At 53.1% G+C, this 16,719-nt stretch carries 16 protein-coding genes; 8 read left to right on the top strand and 8 right to left on the bottom strand.

The window, feature by feature from the left end; genetic code table 11:
• Positions 1 to 610: 610 nt before the first annotated feature.
• The 3 genes from HV352_RS03135 to HV352_RS03125 are packed head-to-tail and all read left to right on the top strand — an operon-like array spanning position 611 to position 1,835.
• Positions 611 to 1,093 carry an Hcp family type VI secretion system effector gene (locus HV352_RS03135; RefSeq protein WP_101701232.1) on the top strand — a complete coding sequence of 161 codons (483 nt, stop codon included), beginning with the start codon at positions 611 to 613 and terminating at the stop codon, positions 1,091 to 1,093.
• Positions 1,090 to 1,569: a DUF2778 domain-containing protein gene (locus HV352_RS03130; RefSeq protein WP_109017374.1), complete on the top strand. Its 480-nt coding sequence runs from the start codon at positions 1,090 to 1,092 to the stop codon at positions 1,567 to 1,569. Before HV352_RS03135 ends, HV352_RS03130 begins: the two co-directional genes overlap by 4 nt.
• Positions 1,569 to 1,835: a hypothetical protein gene (locus HV352_RS03125; RefSeq protein WP_181635185.1), complete on the top strand. Its 267-nt coding sequence runs from the start codon at positions 1,569 to 1,571 to the stop codon at positions 1,833 to 1,835. The genes HV352_RS03130 and HV352_RS03125 overlap by 1 nt, the downstream gene beginning before the upstream one ends.
• A 483-nt stretch (positions 1,836 to 2,318) precedes the next feature.
• Here HV352_RS03125 and HV352_RS03120 read toward each other — a convergent pair whose 3' ends face one another.
• From HV352_RS03120 to HV352_RS03100, 5 genes are all read right to left on the bottom strand, one after another.
• A complete protein-coding gene (locus HV352_RS03120) occupies positions 2,319 to 2,642 on the bottom strand; it encodes a DUF1889 family protein (protein ID WP_071524484.1) in 324 nt (107 codons plus the stop codon).
• 113 nt (positions 2,643 to 2,755) lie between these two features.
• Positions 2,756 to 4,567, bottom strand: a complete 1,812-nt coding sequence (locus tag HV352_RS03115) for a diol dehydratase reactivase subunit alpha (RefSeq protein ID WP_019077734.1) — start codon at positions 4,565 to 4,567, stop codon at positions 2,756 to 2,758.
• Positions 4,568 to 4,577: 10 nt separating this feature from the next.
• Positions 4,578 to 5,006 (bottom strand): diol dehydratase small subunit, encoded by a 429-nt coding sequence (locus HV352_RS03110; protein WP_049040243.1) that lies wholly within the window; start codon positions 5,004 to 5,006, stop codon positions 4,578 to 4,580.
• 2 nt (positions 5,007 to 5,008) lie between these two features.
• Positions 5,009 to 5,593 (bottom strand): propanediol/glycerol family dehydratase medium subunit, encoded by a 585-nt coding sequence (locus HV352_RS03105; RefSeq protein ID WP_016154579.1) that lies wholly within the window; start codon positions 5,591 to 5,593, stop codon positions 5,009 to 5,011.
• An 11-nt stretch (positions 5,594 to 5,604) separates the two neighbouring features.
• Complete coding sequence (locus HV352_RS03100) at positions 5,605 to 7,272, bottom strand: propanediol/glycerol family dehydratase large subunit (protein ID WP_016154580.1); 1,668 nt, start codon at positions 7,270 to 7,272, stop codon at positions 5,605 to 5,607.
• Between the two features lie 391 nt (positions 7,273 to 7,663).
• Between HV352_RS03100 and HV352_RS03095 the strand changes: the two genes are divergently transcribed.
• From HV352_RS03095 to HV352_RS03080, 4 genes are read left to right on the top strand one after another with little or no spacing between them, the layout of a single operon-like run.
• The gene (locus HV352_RS03095) at positions 7,664 to 8,092 is read left to right on the top strand and encodes a heme-binding protein (RefSeq protein WP_047358664.1); all 429 of its coding nucleotides are present in this window, start codon (positions 7,664 to 7,666) and stop codon (positions 8,090 to 8,092) included.
• A gap of 22 nt (positions 8,093 to 8,114) precedes the next feature.
• Positions 8,115 to 9,278: a 1,3-propanediol dehydrogenase gene (gene dhaT / locus HV352_RS03090; protein WP_016157511.1), complete on the top strand. Its 1,164-nt coding sequence runs from the start codon at positions 8,115 to 8,117 to the stop codon at positions 9,276 to 9,278.
• 16 nt (positions 9,279 to 9,294) lie between these two features.
• Entirely contained in the window at positions 9,295 to 9,648 is a 354-nt protein-coding gene (locus HV352_RS03085; RefSeq protein ID WP_046276246.1) for a glycerol dehydratase reactivase beta/small subunit family protein, read from the top strand.
• Complete coding sequence (locus HV352_RS03080) at positions 9,649 to 10,179, top strand: cob(I)yrinic acid a,c-diamide adenosyltransferase (RefSeq protein ID WP_016157513.1); 531 nt, start codon at positions 9,649 to 9,651, stop codon at positions 10,177 to 10,179. It begins immediately after the preceding gene.
• On the opposite strand, the gene dhaR is transcribed toward HV352_RS03080, so the two are convergent.
• Together dhaR and HV352_RS03070 are read right to left on the bottom strand one after the other, a co-directional pair.
• Positions 10,157 to 12,082 (bottom strand): dihydroxyacetone kinase operon transcriptional regulator DhaR, encoded by a 1,926-nt coding sequence (gene dhaR / locus HV352_RS03075; protein ID WP_016154585.1) that lies wholly within the window; start codon positions 12,080 to 12,082, stop codon positions 10,157 to 10,159. The two genes, HV352_RS03080 and dhaR, sit on opposite strands and share 23 nt — an antisense overlap.
• 92 nt (positions 12,083 to 12,174) lie before the next feature.
• Complete coding sequence (locus HV352_RS03070) at positions 12,175 to 13,272, bottom strand: glycerol dehydrogenase (RefSeq protein ID WP_016154586.1); 1,098 nt, start codon at positions 13,270 to 13,272, stop codon at positions 12,175 to 12,177.
• Positions 13,273 to 13,833: 561 nt separating this feature from the next.
• On the opposite strand from HV352_RS03070, the gene HV352_RS03065 reads away from it, so the two are divergent.
• Positions 13,834 to 15,492 carry a glycerone kinase gene (locus HV352_RS03065; RefSeq protein WP_181635184.1) on the top strand — a complete coding sequence of 553 codons (1,659 nt, stop codon included), beginning with the start codon at positions 13,834 to 13,836 and terminating at the stop codon, positions 15,490 to 15,492.
• A gap of 64 nt (positions 15,493 to 15,556) precedes the next feature.
• Here HV352_RS03065 and cfa read toward each other — a convergent pair whose 3' ends face one another.
• Complete coding sequence (gene cfa / locus HV352_RS03060; protein ID WP_046276244.1) at positions 15,557 to 16,711, bottom strand: cyclopropane fatty acyl phospholipid synthase; 1,155 nt, start codon at positions 16,709 to 16,711, stop codon at positions 15,557 to 15,559.
• Positions 16,712 to 16,719: the final 8 nt, after the last annotated feature.

Here is a 16,719-nt window from a genome sequence, read left to right as displayed (position 1 = left end):
TCTGCGTCGTTGGGCCACTTCCGAAAAATTGAAGATTACCCGCCGCCGGGAGAAGGAAAACCGCAGGAGCGGAAAAGGAAACCGGGCGATCAGTGGCGGCTCACGTCTGAGTGCCACGTTAATTAATAAAACAGGTTAATAATTATTAAAATAACCTAAAATGCAGATAATCAATATCCGATAGATAACAAACAATATCGAACAAATAATTTACATTACCCTGAATGATTTCATCGGTTTATCTCGGTGCGCAATCCATTCAAATATTCTATCATTACATTGAGCTGTTCCCGATTGGCGGCCAGCATCTCACCAGAAAGTGAACCACATAAAAATCCATGATAATCGACAAAGAAAAATGCTTCAGAATTTAAAGATCACTTATATTCTTCCAGTTTTTTTAATTCCAAATTATCGCATTTATGAATTTTTTATGTTTCTCGATTTCAATATTCTCCATTATACTTTCCTTTCATTTATTTTTTATATAAATCCAAATAACACATTCACATATATGTTATTTACCAGCTTACAATAAAATTATTTTAGACATACTAGCGGCTTAGGTTATAGGATTTAGTCACCTCATTAACTAAAAGGCGTTTATATAATGGCTATTCCTGCATATTTATTTTTAAAAGACGACGGCGGCGCGGATATCAAAGGTTCAGTTGATGTCCAGGATAGAGAGGGAAGCATAGAGATTCTATCTTTTGGTCATAGTCTGCATATTCCGACAGACAGCAGAACCGGAAAACTCACCGGCACCAGGCAACATGCCCCCCTTAACTTTCAAAAAGAGTTCGACTCTTCCAGCCCGTATCTTTACAAGGCTATTGCCACCGGGCAGACACTTAAAAGCGCAGAATTTAAATGGTACAGAATTAACGACGCCGGGCAAGAAGTTGAATACTTCAACATGTTGCTTGAGAACGTGAAGATCGTCAGCTCCGCGCCGCATATGCTCGATATCAAAAACCCGGCGACCGAAAAACATAATCATCTTGAAAACGTAGCCATGCGGTATGAGCGGATTACCTGGAAATACTGTGATGGCAACATTCAGTTTTCTGATGCGTGGAATGAAAGATGATCCGGTGCACCTTCCATCTTAATGGCGGACAGCTATCAACATTAAGTTGCCCGGGCATGGGTTTTTTCCCGGCGTACTCAGGAAATGCAGGGCCACACAGGAATAACCCTGCTTCGATTACAGTAGTAAAAAAAGGGCCATTGCCGCCCGGTCTTTACTACATCGTGACGCGCCAAAGAGGCGGGCTTCACTCCCGCTGGCGGGATATGGTGCACGGCTTAGAGAGCGGCTCAGATCGCGATCTATGGTTTGCGCTTTATCGCCAGGATAGCCAAATTGATGATATCTCATTCATAGACGGTGTTGAGCGGGGTAACTTCCGTTTACATCCCGCGGGTAAATCGGGCATTAGTGATGGCTGCATTACGCTACCCAGCCATGCAGATTACGCAATCTTACTTGAGGCTTTATTAAGCACACCATCAGTTATGGTTACGGCTCAATTAAAAGCGTTCGGCACAATACAGGTGTACTGATGAAACCGGCCACACATGTTTTTTTATGGCTTTCTGAACTGCTCGCCCTGACAGTGGTTTACACCCTGCTTTGTTACTTCATCCCTGATGAAGCGTTTATGGCGTGGTATCAGGAAAACTATGGATTCATACAGGAAGCGCACTGGAATGACGGGTTTTCACTGATTCTGTATTTTCTGGCTATAGCCATCACTACGTTTGCGATCTGGTTTATTGCTGCTGCCAGACAGAGGAAGTGGAAAAAATCACAGGGTGAAAACACATGACGTTTACGTGTCCAGGCTCTGCCAACGTATTACCTTGTGATTCGAACATGACCACCTGACAGGTTGCTACAGCGGAAATACACCACAAACGCGCCGAAGTTATTGGGCGCGTTTTTATTACCTGTAACTTTTAACGCTCCACAATCCATACTCAAAAAATCACAAAAATTACTTTATATAAAAAAGTGTTCACCGGTTCACCTTTTGGATTTTTATTATATTTATCATGAAATTAAGTGGTTAACATCCACTTCAGCCACGTCGATAATGTCCAGCTTGTTCGCTAAGACCAAATCAACTGAACCTGGCTGATAGCGCTCTACCTGTTTGCACCGAAATGTGAAATGAGTAACAAGAAAAACAAGTCAGGCAGGGACGGAAAGTGTTTCACGTGATAAGGCGAGAACATGCGAAAGGCAACCCCCTCTGGACGTCGCCATCCAGAGATGGAAACGTCCGTTAGAGTTTGATTCGATAGTCAGCTCAAACTAGCTCTTTGAGCTGCTCCTGCATATAAGTTGAAAAATACTCTGGGTTCTTGATAAGGATGCGGTTACCGGAGGCCACTTTTTCTGCCCATCCGGCCACTTTTTTCGTGAACTCGGGATTCCATCCCTCCTGCTCACCCCGTGCCATCACAGCTTCTGGACTTGCTGGCACACCTAAGTCATGCAAATACTTTAAGATTCCCTTAGCGGTACTTTCATCCATTGAATGGGGTACTGACGCCGAAGTGTTCATACCACCAATAAAATCCAATGCTTTCTCAATTGCTGTTGGCATGCTCTTATCCTTAAAATTAACCACGTGAGAGACACATTTATACTATGTACCCAACTCCGCCGGGATATCAAAGAGAACATCACCTTTATTTGATTTACCCCGCAGCTAAACGCTTGCGGCGGCTGTTTTCTGCACGATTAATTCGCTATCCCGGCCAAAACCAGCCCGGTCGCTACCGCATTACGCGGCCCTTCGGTACCACGGATGTTGCCCTGTCCGGCAACCACGCCGTAATGCGCCAGCGCGTCGGTGATCATCTGCGGGATTTCGAAATCCAGCGAGGAGCCGCCCACCAGCACCACAAAAGTCATATCGCGAATAGAGCCGCCGGGTGACACCTGGCGTAAAGCGCGCAGGCAGTTGGTCACAAAAACTTTCTCTTTGGCCTGTCGGCGCACCAACCGAATTTTTTCCAGCGAGGTCTGGTTATCTACGGGGATCAGCTCGCCGTCTTTCAGATAAACGACTTTGGCAAACACTGACGGACTGAGCGGTTCGCGAAAAAACTCCACCGCGCCGTTCTCGTGACGAATGCTGAACAGGCTCTCCACTTTTGCCAGCGGGTATTTTTTAATTTCCTCCGCCAGAAACGGATCGCTTAAGCCCAGCTCGGTTTGAATCAACAGGCTGACCATATTCCCCGCGCCAGCCAGATGGACCGCTTTCACTACGCCATCGCTATTGATAATGGCGGCATCGGTGGAGCCTGCGCCTAAATCGAGGATCGCCAGCGGTGCAGCACATCCGGGCGTTGTTAACGCACCGGCGACAGCCATGTTGGCCTCCACGCCGCCGACTTCAACCGGGATGTTTAACCGGACGCTCAGCTCACTGGCGATGGCCTGCATCTGTAAGCGATCGGATTTCACCATCGCCGCAATGCCAACGGCGTTCTCCATTGAACACTCCCCGGCAATACCGCCCTGCACCTTGCGCGGAATAAACGTATCCACCGCCAACAGATCCTGAATATACACCGCGTGCATGTCGTGACCGGTCAGCGAGGCCATCACCTTACGCACCCGCTCCAGCATGCCGCCTGCATGCGTACCTGCTTCACCACGAATATCGCACACGGGCGCACAGGTGCTCATCGCCTGCATAATGGCCTGTGCGCCTTGCGCTACGTCGGCTTCACCGCCGCGCTTTTCGCCGCGGATAAAAATCTTACCCGCCGGGATCACCCTTGAGCGCACATCACCCTGCGGGGTTTTCAGCACCACGGCGGAACGGTTGCCAATTAGCGCCCTGGCGATGGGGACGATGGTTTGCGTTTCCTCGGGCGTCAGCGTAAAGAAGGTCGCGATGCCGTAAGGATTCGACAGCACTCGCACCACCTGTCCTGGGGCCGCCACTTCCACCGCCGCCAGCACACCTTCCGGCACCTTCTCCAGCAGGGTGACTTCATCTACCACCGGCATTGTTCGACGCAGACGATTGTTCACCAGCACGCCATCATCTTTTTTCAGGATCGCCGCTACCACGTTGACCCCGCGATCCAGCGCTTCATTGATAAACCAAACCGCCTCGAGGAAATCCCTCTCCTCACCAACCAGCGGGATCCAGCCCTGGGCAAACCGATCTTCACTCAACGCCGCCAGCTTCTCCACGGCGATGGTAGTTCCCATTCCCACGCCAACGCCGCCGGGCGTTTGCGGGTTATGCCCAATCATTGTTGATTCGGTAATGATGGTTTCAGTGATAGTTTCCATCGCCACATCGCCAATCACCGGTGCCGCCTCGTTGATGCAGATTTTCGCCACGTCCTGAAGCGACCACGGGGTGTTATTCAGCGCCTGCTGCAGGGAGGCCACCACCCCGGCAATATTGTCCCGTGTGCCTTTCATACCGGTCGTGGCGACAATCCCGCTGGCGATAAACCGGCCATGCTGCGCCAACGCCACTTCGGTGGTGGCGTTGCCGATATCAATCCCTGCAATTAACGGCATACAACCTCCGTCACTGGCTGCCTTTACGCAGCTTATTTCTCTGCAGATACACCTCTGCCGACTCGCGGACAAACCCGGCGTTCACCGTGGCATGCCAGGTATGTTCCAGTTCATCGGCAATGGCCTGAAGCTCGGCGAACGAAGAACGAAACGGCCGCAGCGCGTTGTAAATTTCAAGAATACGGGCATCCGGGATTGCTATAAGCTCCGCCGCACGACGGAAATTACGCGCCACGGCGTGACGCTGCATCTGTTCGGCAATCTGCGCCTGGTACTCCAGCGTTTGCTGAGAAATACGCACATCCTGCGGACCTACGCGACCCGCCAGCACATTCTCAAGGGTAAGCTCGGTTAGCGGTTTGCCGGTAGGAGTCTGGATTTTCTCCGGGCAGCGGGTCGCTAATGGATAATCCTGCGCGGTCATGATGTTGTCGTTCATGGTCATTCCCTTACGAGTGCAATATGCAGCGTGACAGGCGCAGCATCCTGCACCACGTGTTTGGTTTCTTTGATATGAAACAGCGCGGCCTTGGCCATAAATTTGGGGCGTACCATCTGGTCATTAACCACTGGCACTGGCGAAGGCGACTCTTTACGTGCATAGCGCGCGGCGTTTTTACCAATCTGGCGATAGGTTTCCAGCGTCAGCAGCGGAGCCTGAGAGAACAGCTCAAGGTTGCTCAGAGGCAGCAGATCGCGCTGATGAATCACCGTGGTTCCTTTCGACTGGATACCAATCCCGATGCCAGAACCGCTGAGATTTGCCGCATCCCATGCCATAAATGAAACATCAGAAGTGCGCAGAATCCTCACCACCCGAGCATGCAGGCCCTCTTCTTCAATGCCGGCAACCAGTTCTTTCAAAATCGCTTTGTGCGGCATATCAATCAATGTTTTGTGCTGATACTTATCAAAGGCCGGGCCGACGCCTATCACGACTTCATCCACGCGTTCGTCCGCTTTAGCCGCCTCGCCTTCGCTCACCTGCAAGGTGAAAACCGGCTTACGTTCAGTTGTGCATTCCACTGTGTACCGCCTTATTCGATCGAGCCGGGCTGAACCACGCCCGCAATATTTTTAATTTCCGCCCAACGTTCGGCAGAGATGCGATAGCCGGTGCCGGGTCCCTGATAATCGTTGATGTCATTAACGGCGCTGACGACGTCGAACTGACGATCCAGAATGGCCGACGTTTGCAGATAATCACCAGTAACACGCTGCCTCAGCATGTTGAGGATATTGCTGGCGATGTCTTCGAAGCCGCTGGAACTCAACGCGCCGACGATATCCAGCCCGGTGATATTGCGCTTCATCATCTCTTCCACGGCAGCCAAATCTTCCACCACATTGCGCGCGGGCATATCTTTGCTGCCGTGAGCGTAAGTGGCGGCCTCCACCTCTTCATCGCTAATCAGCGGCAGGCCCAGTTCGCGGAACACCGCCTGAATGGCGCGCGCGGCCTTATTGCGGATGGCGATTGTCTCCTCTTCCGTGACCGGACGCAGTCCCCCGTCAACCATCAGATCGCGTTGCAGAATGTTGTAATCATCGAAGTCTTCAGCGTCGAAGTTCGACCCGGCAAACATGTTGTCGTAGTTCGGTACCGCGCTATAGCCGGAGAAGATAAAGTCGGTGCCCGGCAGCATCTGCATCAGGGTGCGGGCAGTACGACGAATATCGGAGTGGGAAAAGGTCTGGTCATTGGCGGAGGCCACTTCAAGGTCGAGCATCGAGGCAATCAGGTTTTCCGCCAGCACCGCGCGAATCCCCGACGGCACAGCGCCGGTCATGCCGATACAGCTGACCGCGCCGTTTTGTAACCCCTGTACGCCCGCGCCTTTGGTGATAAAAATGCAACGCGACTCCAGATAAAGCATCGATTTACTTTCGGAATAGCCCATCAGCGCTTCCGAGCCGGTGCCGGAGGTGTAGCGCATCTTCAGGCCACGAGAAGCATAAGCCGAGGCAAGAAACGCTTTTGACCACGGCGTATCATCGCCATCGGTAAACACCGACTCCGTGCCATATACCGACACCGTTTCGGCGTAGCTGGTTAGCCCGCGCATTCCCAGTTCCAGTTCCGTGGCCTCTTCAACGGAGCATTGCGTCAGCACGCCGGGGCGACCGCATTGGGACCCCACCAGCAGCGCCAGGGCGTTAAACGGCGCATAGCGGGCGATCCCGACCGTTGTTTCCTGTTCGGAAAAGCCACGGATCCCCGCTTCAGCAGCGTCGGCAGCAATCTGTACCGGGTTATCTTTCAGGTTGGTCACGTGGCACTGATTGGAGGGGGTGCGTCTGGCGCGCATTTTTTGCAGCGCCATCATCATCTCCACCACGTTCATTTGCGCCATCACCTCCACCGCTTTCGCCGGGGTGATGGCAGTCGTAATGGCAATGATCTCTTCCCGACTGACGTGGATATCCACCAGCATTCTGGCGATCTCCAGCGCGTCGAGCTGCATGGCGCGCTCGGCCTCGGGCACGTTAATCGCGTAATCGGCAATGAACCGGTCAATCATGTCGAACTCGGCGCGGCTCTTGCCGTCCAGCTCAACAATACGACCATTTTCCACCTTCACCGACGAAGCCGGATCGTAAGGGCTTTCCATTGCGATCAGCCCCTCTTCAGGCCATTCGCCAATTAGCCCATCCTGATTTACAGGCCGCTGGGCAAGCACTTCGAATCGTTTTGATCTTCTCATAGTTTATGGACTCAAAAGATAAAAAATAGGGACGCCGGGCCGTATTGCCGGGGACACAACACCCGGCATTCGCCTTTCATCAGCAATAGCCGAACTCTAAATGAGCAGGACAATAAAAAAATAAAATTAATTTCGTTCCAATTTGGCACGTAATAAAAAACCATCGTTTCATATTGAAACGCGGCTCAGGAATATTCACCGCGAATTGTGACGAGGTTAAATGATCATTATCAATAAACACCGCAACAGGAAACTGAACGTAATATTTTTGAAATTCCCACCCTATTGACTTAATAACGCGGGGCGAGAAAATAAGATAAAGCCAATGATAAAAATAGCTGTTGCGCGATATTTTCGTGACCTCAGCCCTACAACCTTTTCAGGAGAGACTGTGAATAAGAGCCAACAAATCGCCACCATTACGCTGGCGGCTGCAAAGAAAATGGCGCAGGCCGTCGAGGCTAAAGCGCTTGAAATCAACGTTCCGGTGGTGTTTTCCGTGGTGGATCACGGCGGGAACACGCTGCTAATGCAACGTATGGACGACGCGTTTGTCACCAGCTGTGATATCTCTCTTAATAAAGCTTATACCGCCTGCTGCCTGCGACAGGGTACCCATGAAATTACCGATGCGGTACAACCAGGTGCCTCTCTATATGGCTTGCAGCTCACCAATCAACAACGAATTGTTATTTTTGGCGGCGGTTTACCTGTCATATTAAACGGCGAATTAATCGGTGCCGTTGGCGTAAGTGGCGGTACCGTCGAACAAGACAGATTATTAGCAGAAACCGCATTGAATTGTTTCTCTGAATTATAATTTAAATCTAAGAAGGTATATTATGAGCTATCGTATGTTTGATTACCTGGTGCCAAATGTGAACTTCTTTGGCCCCAATGCTATTTCCGTGGTCGGTGAACGCTGCAAACTGTTGGGCGGTAAAAAAGCGCTGCTGGTCACTGATAAAGGTCTGCGGGCGATTAAAGACGGCGCGGTAGATAAAACCCTCACACATCTGCGTGAAGCCGGTATTGACGTCGTGGTTTTTGACGGCGTTGAGCCAAACCCCAAAGACACCAACGTGCGCGACGGCCTGGAGGTCTTTCGGAAAGAGCATTGCGACATCATCGTTACCGTTGGCGGCGGTAGCCCGCATGATTGCGGTAAAGGCATCGGTATCGCCGCGACTCACGAAGGGGATCTCTACAGCTATGCCGGGATTGAAACCCTGACCAACCCGCTGCCGCCGATCGTTGCGGTGAATACCACTGCCGGGACCGCCAGCGAAGTCACCCGCCACTGCGTGCTGACCAATACCAAAACCAAAGTGAAGTTTGTGATTGTCAGCTGGCGCAACCTGCCGTCGGTCTCTATTAACGATCCTCTGCTGATGCTCGGCAAACCAGCTCCACTGACTGCGGCCACCGGGATGGACGCCCTGACCCACGCCGTGGAAGCCTACATTTCCAAAGATGCCAACCCGGTCACCGACGCTGCCGCTATCCAGGCGATCCGCCTGATCGCCCGTAACTTGCGTCAGGCCGTGGCGCTGGGCAGCAACCTGAAAGCTCGCGAGAACATGGCCTACGCCTCCCTGCTGGCGGGTATGGCCTTCAACAACGCCAACCTCGGCTACGTTCACGCGATGGCGCATCAGCTTGGCGGTCTTTACGACATGCCGCACGGCGTGGCGAATGCCGTACTGCTGCCGCACGTGGCGCGCTATAACCTGATCGCTAATCCGGAAAAATTTGCCGACATTGCAGAGTTTATGGGCGAAAACACGGACGGACTCTCCACCATGGATGCCGCCGAGCTGGCCATTCATGCTATTGCCCGCCTCTCCGCCGACATCGGTATTCCGCAGCATCTGCGCGATCTGGGCGTCAAAGAAGCCGATTTCCCGTATATGGCGGAAATGGCGCTGAAGGACGGCAACGCCTTCTCCAACCCGCGCAAAGGGAACGAGAAAGAAATTGCCGAGATCTTCCGTCAGGCATTCTGATAACGCAGGGGGCGCAATGTCACTTTCATCACCGGGTGTACATCTGTTTTATCACTCACGCTGGCAGGGTACTCGCGTGCTTGATGAGCTGTGTTGGGGGCTGGAAGAGCAAGGCGTTCCCTGCCGGGCAATCTGTTGCGACGATCATGACTGCGCGCTGGCGCTCGGCAAACTGGCGGCCAAAAGTTCGACGCTGCGCGTGGGTCTCGGTCTCAACGCCACCGGTGATATTGCCTTAACCCATGCCCAGTTGCCCGAGGATCGGGCGCTGGTCTGCGGGCATACCCGCGTCGGGACAGCACAGATCCGCACGCTCGGCGCCAATGCCGGTCAACTGGTTAAAGTTCTTCCTCTCAGCGAGATAAAATAAATGTACCGCATCTATACCCGAACCGGCGATAACGGCACGACCGCGCTGTTTGGCGGCAGCCGTATCGATAAAGACGACATCCGCGTTGAGGCCTACGGCACGGTGGATGAACTGATTTCCCAGCTTGGCGTCTGCTATGCCAGCACGCGCCAGGCCGAGCTACGCCAGGAATTGCACGCTATGCAGAAGATGCTGTTCGTACTGGGGGCGGAACTCGCCAGCGATCAGAAAGGACTCACACGCTTAAAACAGCGTATTGGCGAAGAGGATATTCAGGCGCTGGAGCAGCTTATTGACCGCAATATGGCGCAAAGCGGCCCGCTCAAAGAGTTTGTTATTCCGGGGAAAAATCTGGCATCGGCACAGCTGCACGTTGCGCGAACCCTGACGCGTCGGCTGGAGCGGATCCTCATCGCGATGGGCAGAACGCTGACGTTACGCGATGAGGCCAGGCGTTATATCAACCGGCTGTCGGATGCGCTGTTCTCGATGGCCAGAATCGAAGAAACTACTCCAGATGTTTGCGCTTAAACTGGCTGGCATCAATGTCGTACTGCTTCATCTTACGCCACAAGGTGGTGCGACCAATATTCAGCAGTTGCGACATCTCCTGAACACGCCCACTGGTCACGCGGGCGGCATGGATAATCGCCTCTTTCTCGATGGCGGTAAAGGTCAGGCTGGCGGGCAGCAGTGAAGATGCCGTCTCCAGACCAGGGCGTTCGGCAAACAGATAATCCGGCAGATTGCTCAGCCGAATATGGCCGTTATCACTGCTGATAGCGATGTTTTCAATAATGCTGTTCAGCTCAAAATCATTACCCGGCCACGAATAGGCCACCAGTTGTGCCAACGCGTCGTCGTCGATCTTCAGGCTGGATGAAAAGCGTTTTTTCAGGCTATTCAACCGCGTATAAATCAGCGATGGAATACTGTTACGCCGCGCCCGCAGCGGCGGGATTACGATCTCAAAAGAGTGCAGCGCGTAATACAACTGACGGCTAAAGCGGTTTTGCTCCACCAGATTAGCGAGATCAACCGTGGTGGTGGCGATCACTTTGACATCCACCGGAATCAGCCGCCGGGCATCCAGGCGTGTTAAAACCCCCTGCTTGATCACCTGCAGCAGCGCGGATTGTAACTCCGGCGCCAGATATTCAATTTTTTCCAGAAACAGCGTGCCGCCGTTCGCCAGTTCAAGACGGCTCAGCCGACCGTTTTCATCATCAGTGGGCGCACTGCCCATAAAATCCTGCCCCAGTACGCTGTTGGCATACAGCTGGCAGTTCACGGCGATATACGGCCCGCTGGCGCGTTCGCTTTCATTGTGAATGGCCTGACTCAGTAGCTCTTTACCGACGCCCTCTTCCCCGCACAGCAGGATCGGGAAACTTCCCCTCGCCGCCTGACGACCAAAGTGGATCAAACGTCGGGTTTCTGGATCGTCTGTCGACATCTGCTCAAAGGTGTGGCTCACCTTGCCGAGCTGGCTGGTCATCAGTTGACGCATTTGCTCCACCGGATGCAGCAGCAGGATAAAGCTGTTGCCCTGCTCTTCAACAATCGGTTTCAGGGTGATGACGGCATCAACAAACTGGTGCTGGCTTTCAAAGGTGACTTCGACATGATTCAGGCCGCGGGCATGTTTGATCGCCCGACGCAGCAGCATGGGGAGATTGAGCAGGTCGTTAATATTCTTCCCCTGGCTGGCCTGCGCGTCGAGATGCAAAAGCAGAGCCGCGCGCGCATTGAGGAACTGCAATACGCCCTGTTCGTTCCAGGCCATCACGCCATCATCCATACTCTCCAGCAGCCCGTACATCTGGTTCAGATGGCGGTTGGATTCAGCCAGCAGGCTGTCAGTCAGCAATGAGTTGCCGACTTCTCTGGCAATCGCCAGCGTCAGGGATAAATCAGAAACGCACTCATGCTCTACCAGACAGCACAGCGAGATGGAGCCAAACAGTCGACCATGGTTATCGAATACTGGCGTAGAGCAGAACGACCACGGATGCAACGCCTGTTTAAAGTGTTGATCGCCAGAGGTTTTTGTCGGCTGCCCCGGCATCGTCGCCAGCGACAACGCGCAGCTGCCAATAATGCTTTCTGCACAGTAGCTGCCGTCGCGAAAACCGAGCTCCGCCAGTTGCTCCACCGTCTGCGGATCGCCGCAACGGCTGAGAATACAGGCCGATTCATCCAGAATTAACAGCGCGCACGGACGGCCGTCCATAAACTCCCAGGCATCTTCCAGCGCGGCCTGAGCAATCGTCAGCAGCGCCGTTTTGCGACGACAGATCGACTCAAAGGTCAGGCCCTGCGCCTGATGCGGCGCCTGCCAGGTTTCCCGCTGCATAAACTTGCTGCAACGATGCCATGACTGGGCAATGACCGAAGAGACTTCCTTCCCAATGTCCTGAGTGTGCGTCGTCATATCCCTTTCCGCTGTTTTACCATAGACAACCCCTCCGGCAGAGACTGTCAGAGGGGGGAGAAGATGCCGGATAAAAACTTACCGACGACTGATTAACGCGCCAGCCACTGCTGTCCCAGCAGGTCTGCCGTCAGAATCGCGGCATGTACGCTCTCAGGCGTCACCGGGAACGGCATATTGTGGATGGTTTCACCTTCCGCGCAGGTCGCTTTGGCCACGGCCATGATCTTGCCGTCAATGTCGTCTTTCACGCCCATTTCCGCTAACGTTACCGGCAGGCCTACTTTCTGACAGAAATTCAGCACGGTTTCGATCTCTTCCATCGGGCTGTTTTGCAGCACCAGCTGCGCCAGCGTACCAAAGGCGACTTTTTCACCGTGGTACAAATGGTGGCACTCTTCCAGAATCGTAAAACCGTTGTGGATAGCATGCGCCCCTGCAAGACCGCTGCTTTCAAAGCCGATGCCGCTGAGGTAAGTGTTCGCTTCGACAATACGCTCCAGCGCATCAGTCACCACGCCAGCCTGCGCGGCAAAGCGTGCCTTTTCGCCTTCCGCCAGCAGGGTATCATAGCACAGGCGCGCCAGGCTCAACGCCGCTACGGTGGACTGTCCGCCCGCCATGCTGGTCGCTCTGGCGTCATAACAGGCTTTCGCTTCAAACCAGGTTGAGAGTGCATCGCCCATCCCGGCCACCAGCAGGCGTACCGGCGCTTTGGCAATGATTGCGGTGTCCATCACCACCATATCCGGGTTTTTCGGGTAGATCAGATACTCTTCAAACTCACCGGCTTCGGTATAGATAACGGACAGCGCGCTGGTTGGTGCATCGGTAGAGGCGATAGTCGGGATCACCACCACCGGTAGCTTCTGGTAGTAACCAATCGCTTTGGCGGTATCCAACGTTTTCCCGCCGCCAATCCCAACCACGCCGCGGCAACCGTGCTGTTTCAGAATGGCAATCAGGCGATTAATTTCAATATGGCTGCATTCACCGTTGAAGCGTTCCGCGTGGCAGCTAATGTCGTGGCTGTGCAGGCCATTGAGTACCTTCTCTCCCGCCAGCTTCATCACGAAGTCATCCGCAATCACGAAAAAGCTGTCCGCCAGATTTTTAGCGTATTGACCAAATAAGGTGGAAGCGTCAGGGCCCTGGAGATATTTGGCTGGAGATTGAATAACTTTTAGCATTCCTTTCATCCTCAAATAAGTACATGTTTTTACATGGTGAGCCCTGGCGTTAACCTGTTTGGCCTGTTGCTGTCGGCAAAAACAGGAGGTACCGGAGCGATGCAATAACTGTATGGCGAGGCGTGAACAAAAAAATCTTTCGTCATTTTGTTCTGATATGAAACAGATAAAAACGACGCACGTTCCATTCTGGAACACTTATCCACAAAAATGATAAGGTTTGCGATCCCGATCCGTACATTTCCCCCAAATCTCCGGCAAACACGAAGCTCAGTTCCTCTTTTACTCATGCAGTTGTATTAAAACCGGCAAAAAAAAGGCTGGCTGCGCCGTATGAGCGGCGCTGATCGCAGGAGAAAAAAGTCGAGCGAGCTCGCATTATGATCATTCCCCGCTTTTTTAAGTTTCATTTCGGAACAAAAAACAGCATCAACGTTCCGTAATGAAACTCATTTTAGCGTTGTTTTTTTCCACGCTGACTTCGCCAGAATCTCTTCATTGCCTCCGCACCATGATCCTACATTCGGGGGTTTGTCTTTCACTCAACCTCGAGGAGCCGTTATGTCTCAATTCTTTTTTAACCAACGCACCCATCTTGTGAGCGACGTCATCGACGGGGCGATTATCGCCAGCCCATGGAATAACCTGGCGCGTCTGGAAAGCGATCCGGCCATTCGCATCGTGGTCCGTCGTGACCTTAATAAAAATAACGTAGCGGTCATTTCCGGCGGCGGTTCGGGACACGAACCCGCGCACGTTGGGTTTATCGGTAAAGGCATGCTAACCGCTGCGGTCTGCGGCGATGTTTTCGCCTCCCCGAGCGTGGATGCAGTACTGACCGCCATTCAGGCGGTGACCGGTGAGGCTGGCTGTTTGTTGATTGTGAAAAACTACACCGGTGACCGTCTTAATTTCGGTCTCGCCGCCGAGAAGGCGCGTCGCCTTGGCTATAACGTTGAAATGCTGATTGTCGGCGACGACATCTCCCTGCCGGATAACAAACACCCACGTGGCATTGCGGGAACTATCCTGGTGCATAAAATCGCAGGCTATTTTGCCGAACGCGGCTATAACCTCGCCACCGTCCTGCGTGAAGCGCAGTACGCAGCCAGCAACACCTTTAGTCTGGGCGTAGCGCTTTCCAGCTGTCATTTGCCGCAAGAAACCGACGCAGCCCCTCGTCATCATCCGGGTCATGCGGAGCTGGGTATGGGCATTCACGGTGAACCAGGCGCATCGGTTATCGACACCCAAAACAGTGCGCAAGTGGTGAACCTGATGGTGGATAAACTGCTGGCCGCCCTGCCTGAAACCGGTCGTCTGGCGGTGATGATTAATAACCTTGGCGGCGTTTCCGTGGCCGAAATGGCCATCATCACCCGCGAACTCGCCAGCAGCCCGCTGCACTCGCGTATCGACTGGCTAATTGGCCCGGCCTCGCTGGTCACTGCGCTGGATATGAAAGGCTTCTCACTGACGGCCATCGTGCTGGAAGAGAGCATCGAAAAAGCACTGCTCACCGAAGTGGAAACCAGCAACTGGCCGACGCCGGTCCCACCGCGTGAAATCACCTGCGTAGTGTCATCTCAGCGTAGCGCCCGCGTGGAATTCCAGCCTTCGGCAAACGCCCTGGTGGCCGGGATTGTGGAGCTGGTCACCGCAACCCTTTCCGATCTGGAGACTCATCTGAATGCGCTGGACGCCAAAGTCGGCGATGGCGATACCGGTTCGACCTTTGCCGCCGGCGCACGTGAAATTGCCAGCCTGCTGCATCGCCAGCAGCTGCCGCTGGATAACCTTGCCACGCTGTTCGCGCTGATTGGCGAACGTCTGACCGTGGTGATGGGCGGTTCCAGCGGTGTGCTGATGTCAATCTTCTTTACCGCCGCCGGGCAGAAACTGGAACAGGGCGCTAACGTTGTCGAAGCGCTAAATACGGGGCTGGCGCAGATGAAGTTCTACGGCGGCGCAGACGAAGGCGATCGCACAATGATTGATGCGCTGCAACCGGCCCTGACCTCGCTGCTCACACAGCCGAAAAATCTGCAGGCCGCATTCGACGCCGCGCAAGCGGGAGCCGAACGAACCTGTTTGTCGAGCAAAGCCAATGCGGGTCGCGCATCGTATCTGAGCAGCGAAAGCCTATTCGGAAATATGGACCCCGGCGCGCACGCCGTAGCGATGGTGTTTAAAGCGCTGGCGGAGAGTGAGCTGGGCTAAGATGTAACAAGGAGCGCTTCTCAGGTATTACTGCCTGATGGCGCTTCGCTTATCAGGCAGAACGTTAACGATACACGCGGATCCCGCCCTCTACGCCGCGACTAAACAGCACCTGCCAAAGTTCAATATCTCTGGCGCGGAAAGCCCCGGCGCAGGCGCATAAATAGTAGTTAAACATTCTTCTGAAGGTGGCGGAATAACGTGATGACAGCTCCGGCCATGCTTGATTAAAGCGCTCGTGCCACGCCATCAGCGTTTTATCGTAATCGCTGCCAAAGTTATGCCAGTCTTCCATCACAAACCGTGATTCGCTGGCTTCGGCAATATGGGAGATCGCCGGTAAGCAGCCGTTCGGGAAAATGTATTTATTGATCCACGGATCGACGCTCATCCCTTTTTTATTGCTACCAATGGTATGTAGCAGGAACAGTCCGTCCGGTTTTAAACAACGGTCGGCGATGCTGAAATAAGTGTCGTAGTTTTTTGGCCCGACATGTTCAAACATCCCCACCGAGACAATGCGATCGTAGTGTTTATCGAGGTCGCGATAATCCTGCAGCAGAATGTTAACGTCCAGTCCTTCACAGCGCTGCTGCGCCATTTTTTGCTGCTCTTTGGAAATGGTGACGCCTTCTACCGCCACGCCATAATGACGCGCCGCATATTCCGCCAGCCCACCCCAGCCACAACCAATATCGAGTAAACGCATGCCCGGTTTCAGTTGTAGCTTCTCACAGATCATTTTTAATTTGGCATTTTGCGCATCGTCTAGTGTGGTTGCGTCTTTCCAGTAAGCGCAGGAATATTGCATATGCGGATCAAGCATCAGTGCAAAGAGATCGTTACCAATATCATAATGTTCTTTGCCAACAATCCACGCGCGGCTCCGCGACTGCAAATTAAACAGGCGTGCGCTGGCAATACGTAAAATATCTTTCAGGTTACCCGGCATCTGCTGGTCAAGTTTTGCTTTCAGGATTTTGCAGAACAGAATATCGAGCCGCTCGCAGTCCCACCAGCCTTCCATATAGCTTTCGCCAAGCCCTAATGAACCTTGTTGCAGTACCCGTTTAAAGAAACCGGCATGATGAAGTTGAATGTCCCAGGCACGGGAGCCATTAATCCTGATATCCGCTTGCGAAAGCAGCTCTTTTCCCATTCGGGTCCAGTTATCATTTGTTTCATTGACGATGACAGCATCTGAACAAAGCGAGTTCATGGTATTTA

Origin of the sequence: Citrobacter sp. RHBSTW-01044, from assembly GCF_013781945.1 — a bacterium.
GTDB lineage: Bacteria > Pseudomonadota > Gammaproteobacteria > Enterobacterales > Enterobacteriaceae > Citrobacter > Citrobacter braakii.
Note: the sequence above shows the minus strand (reverse complement) of the source record. Positions and strands in the feature narration are given on the sequence as shown.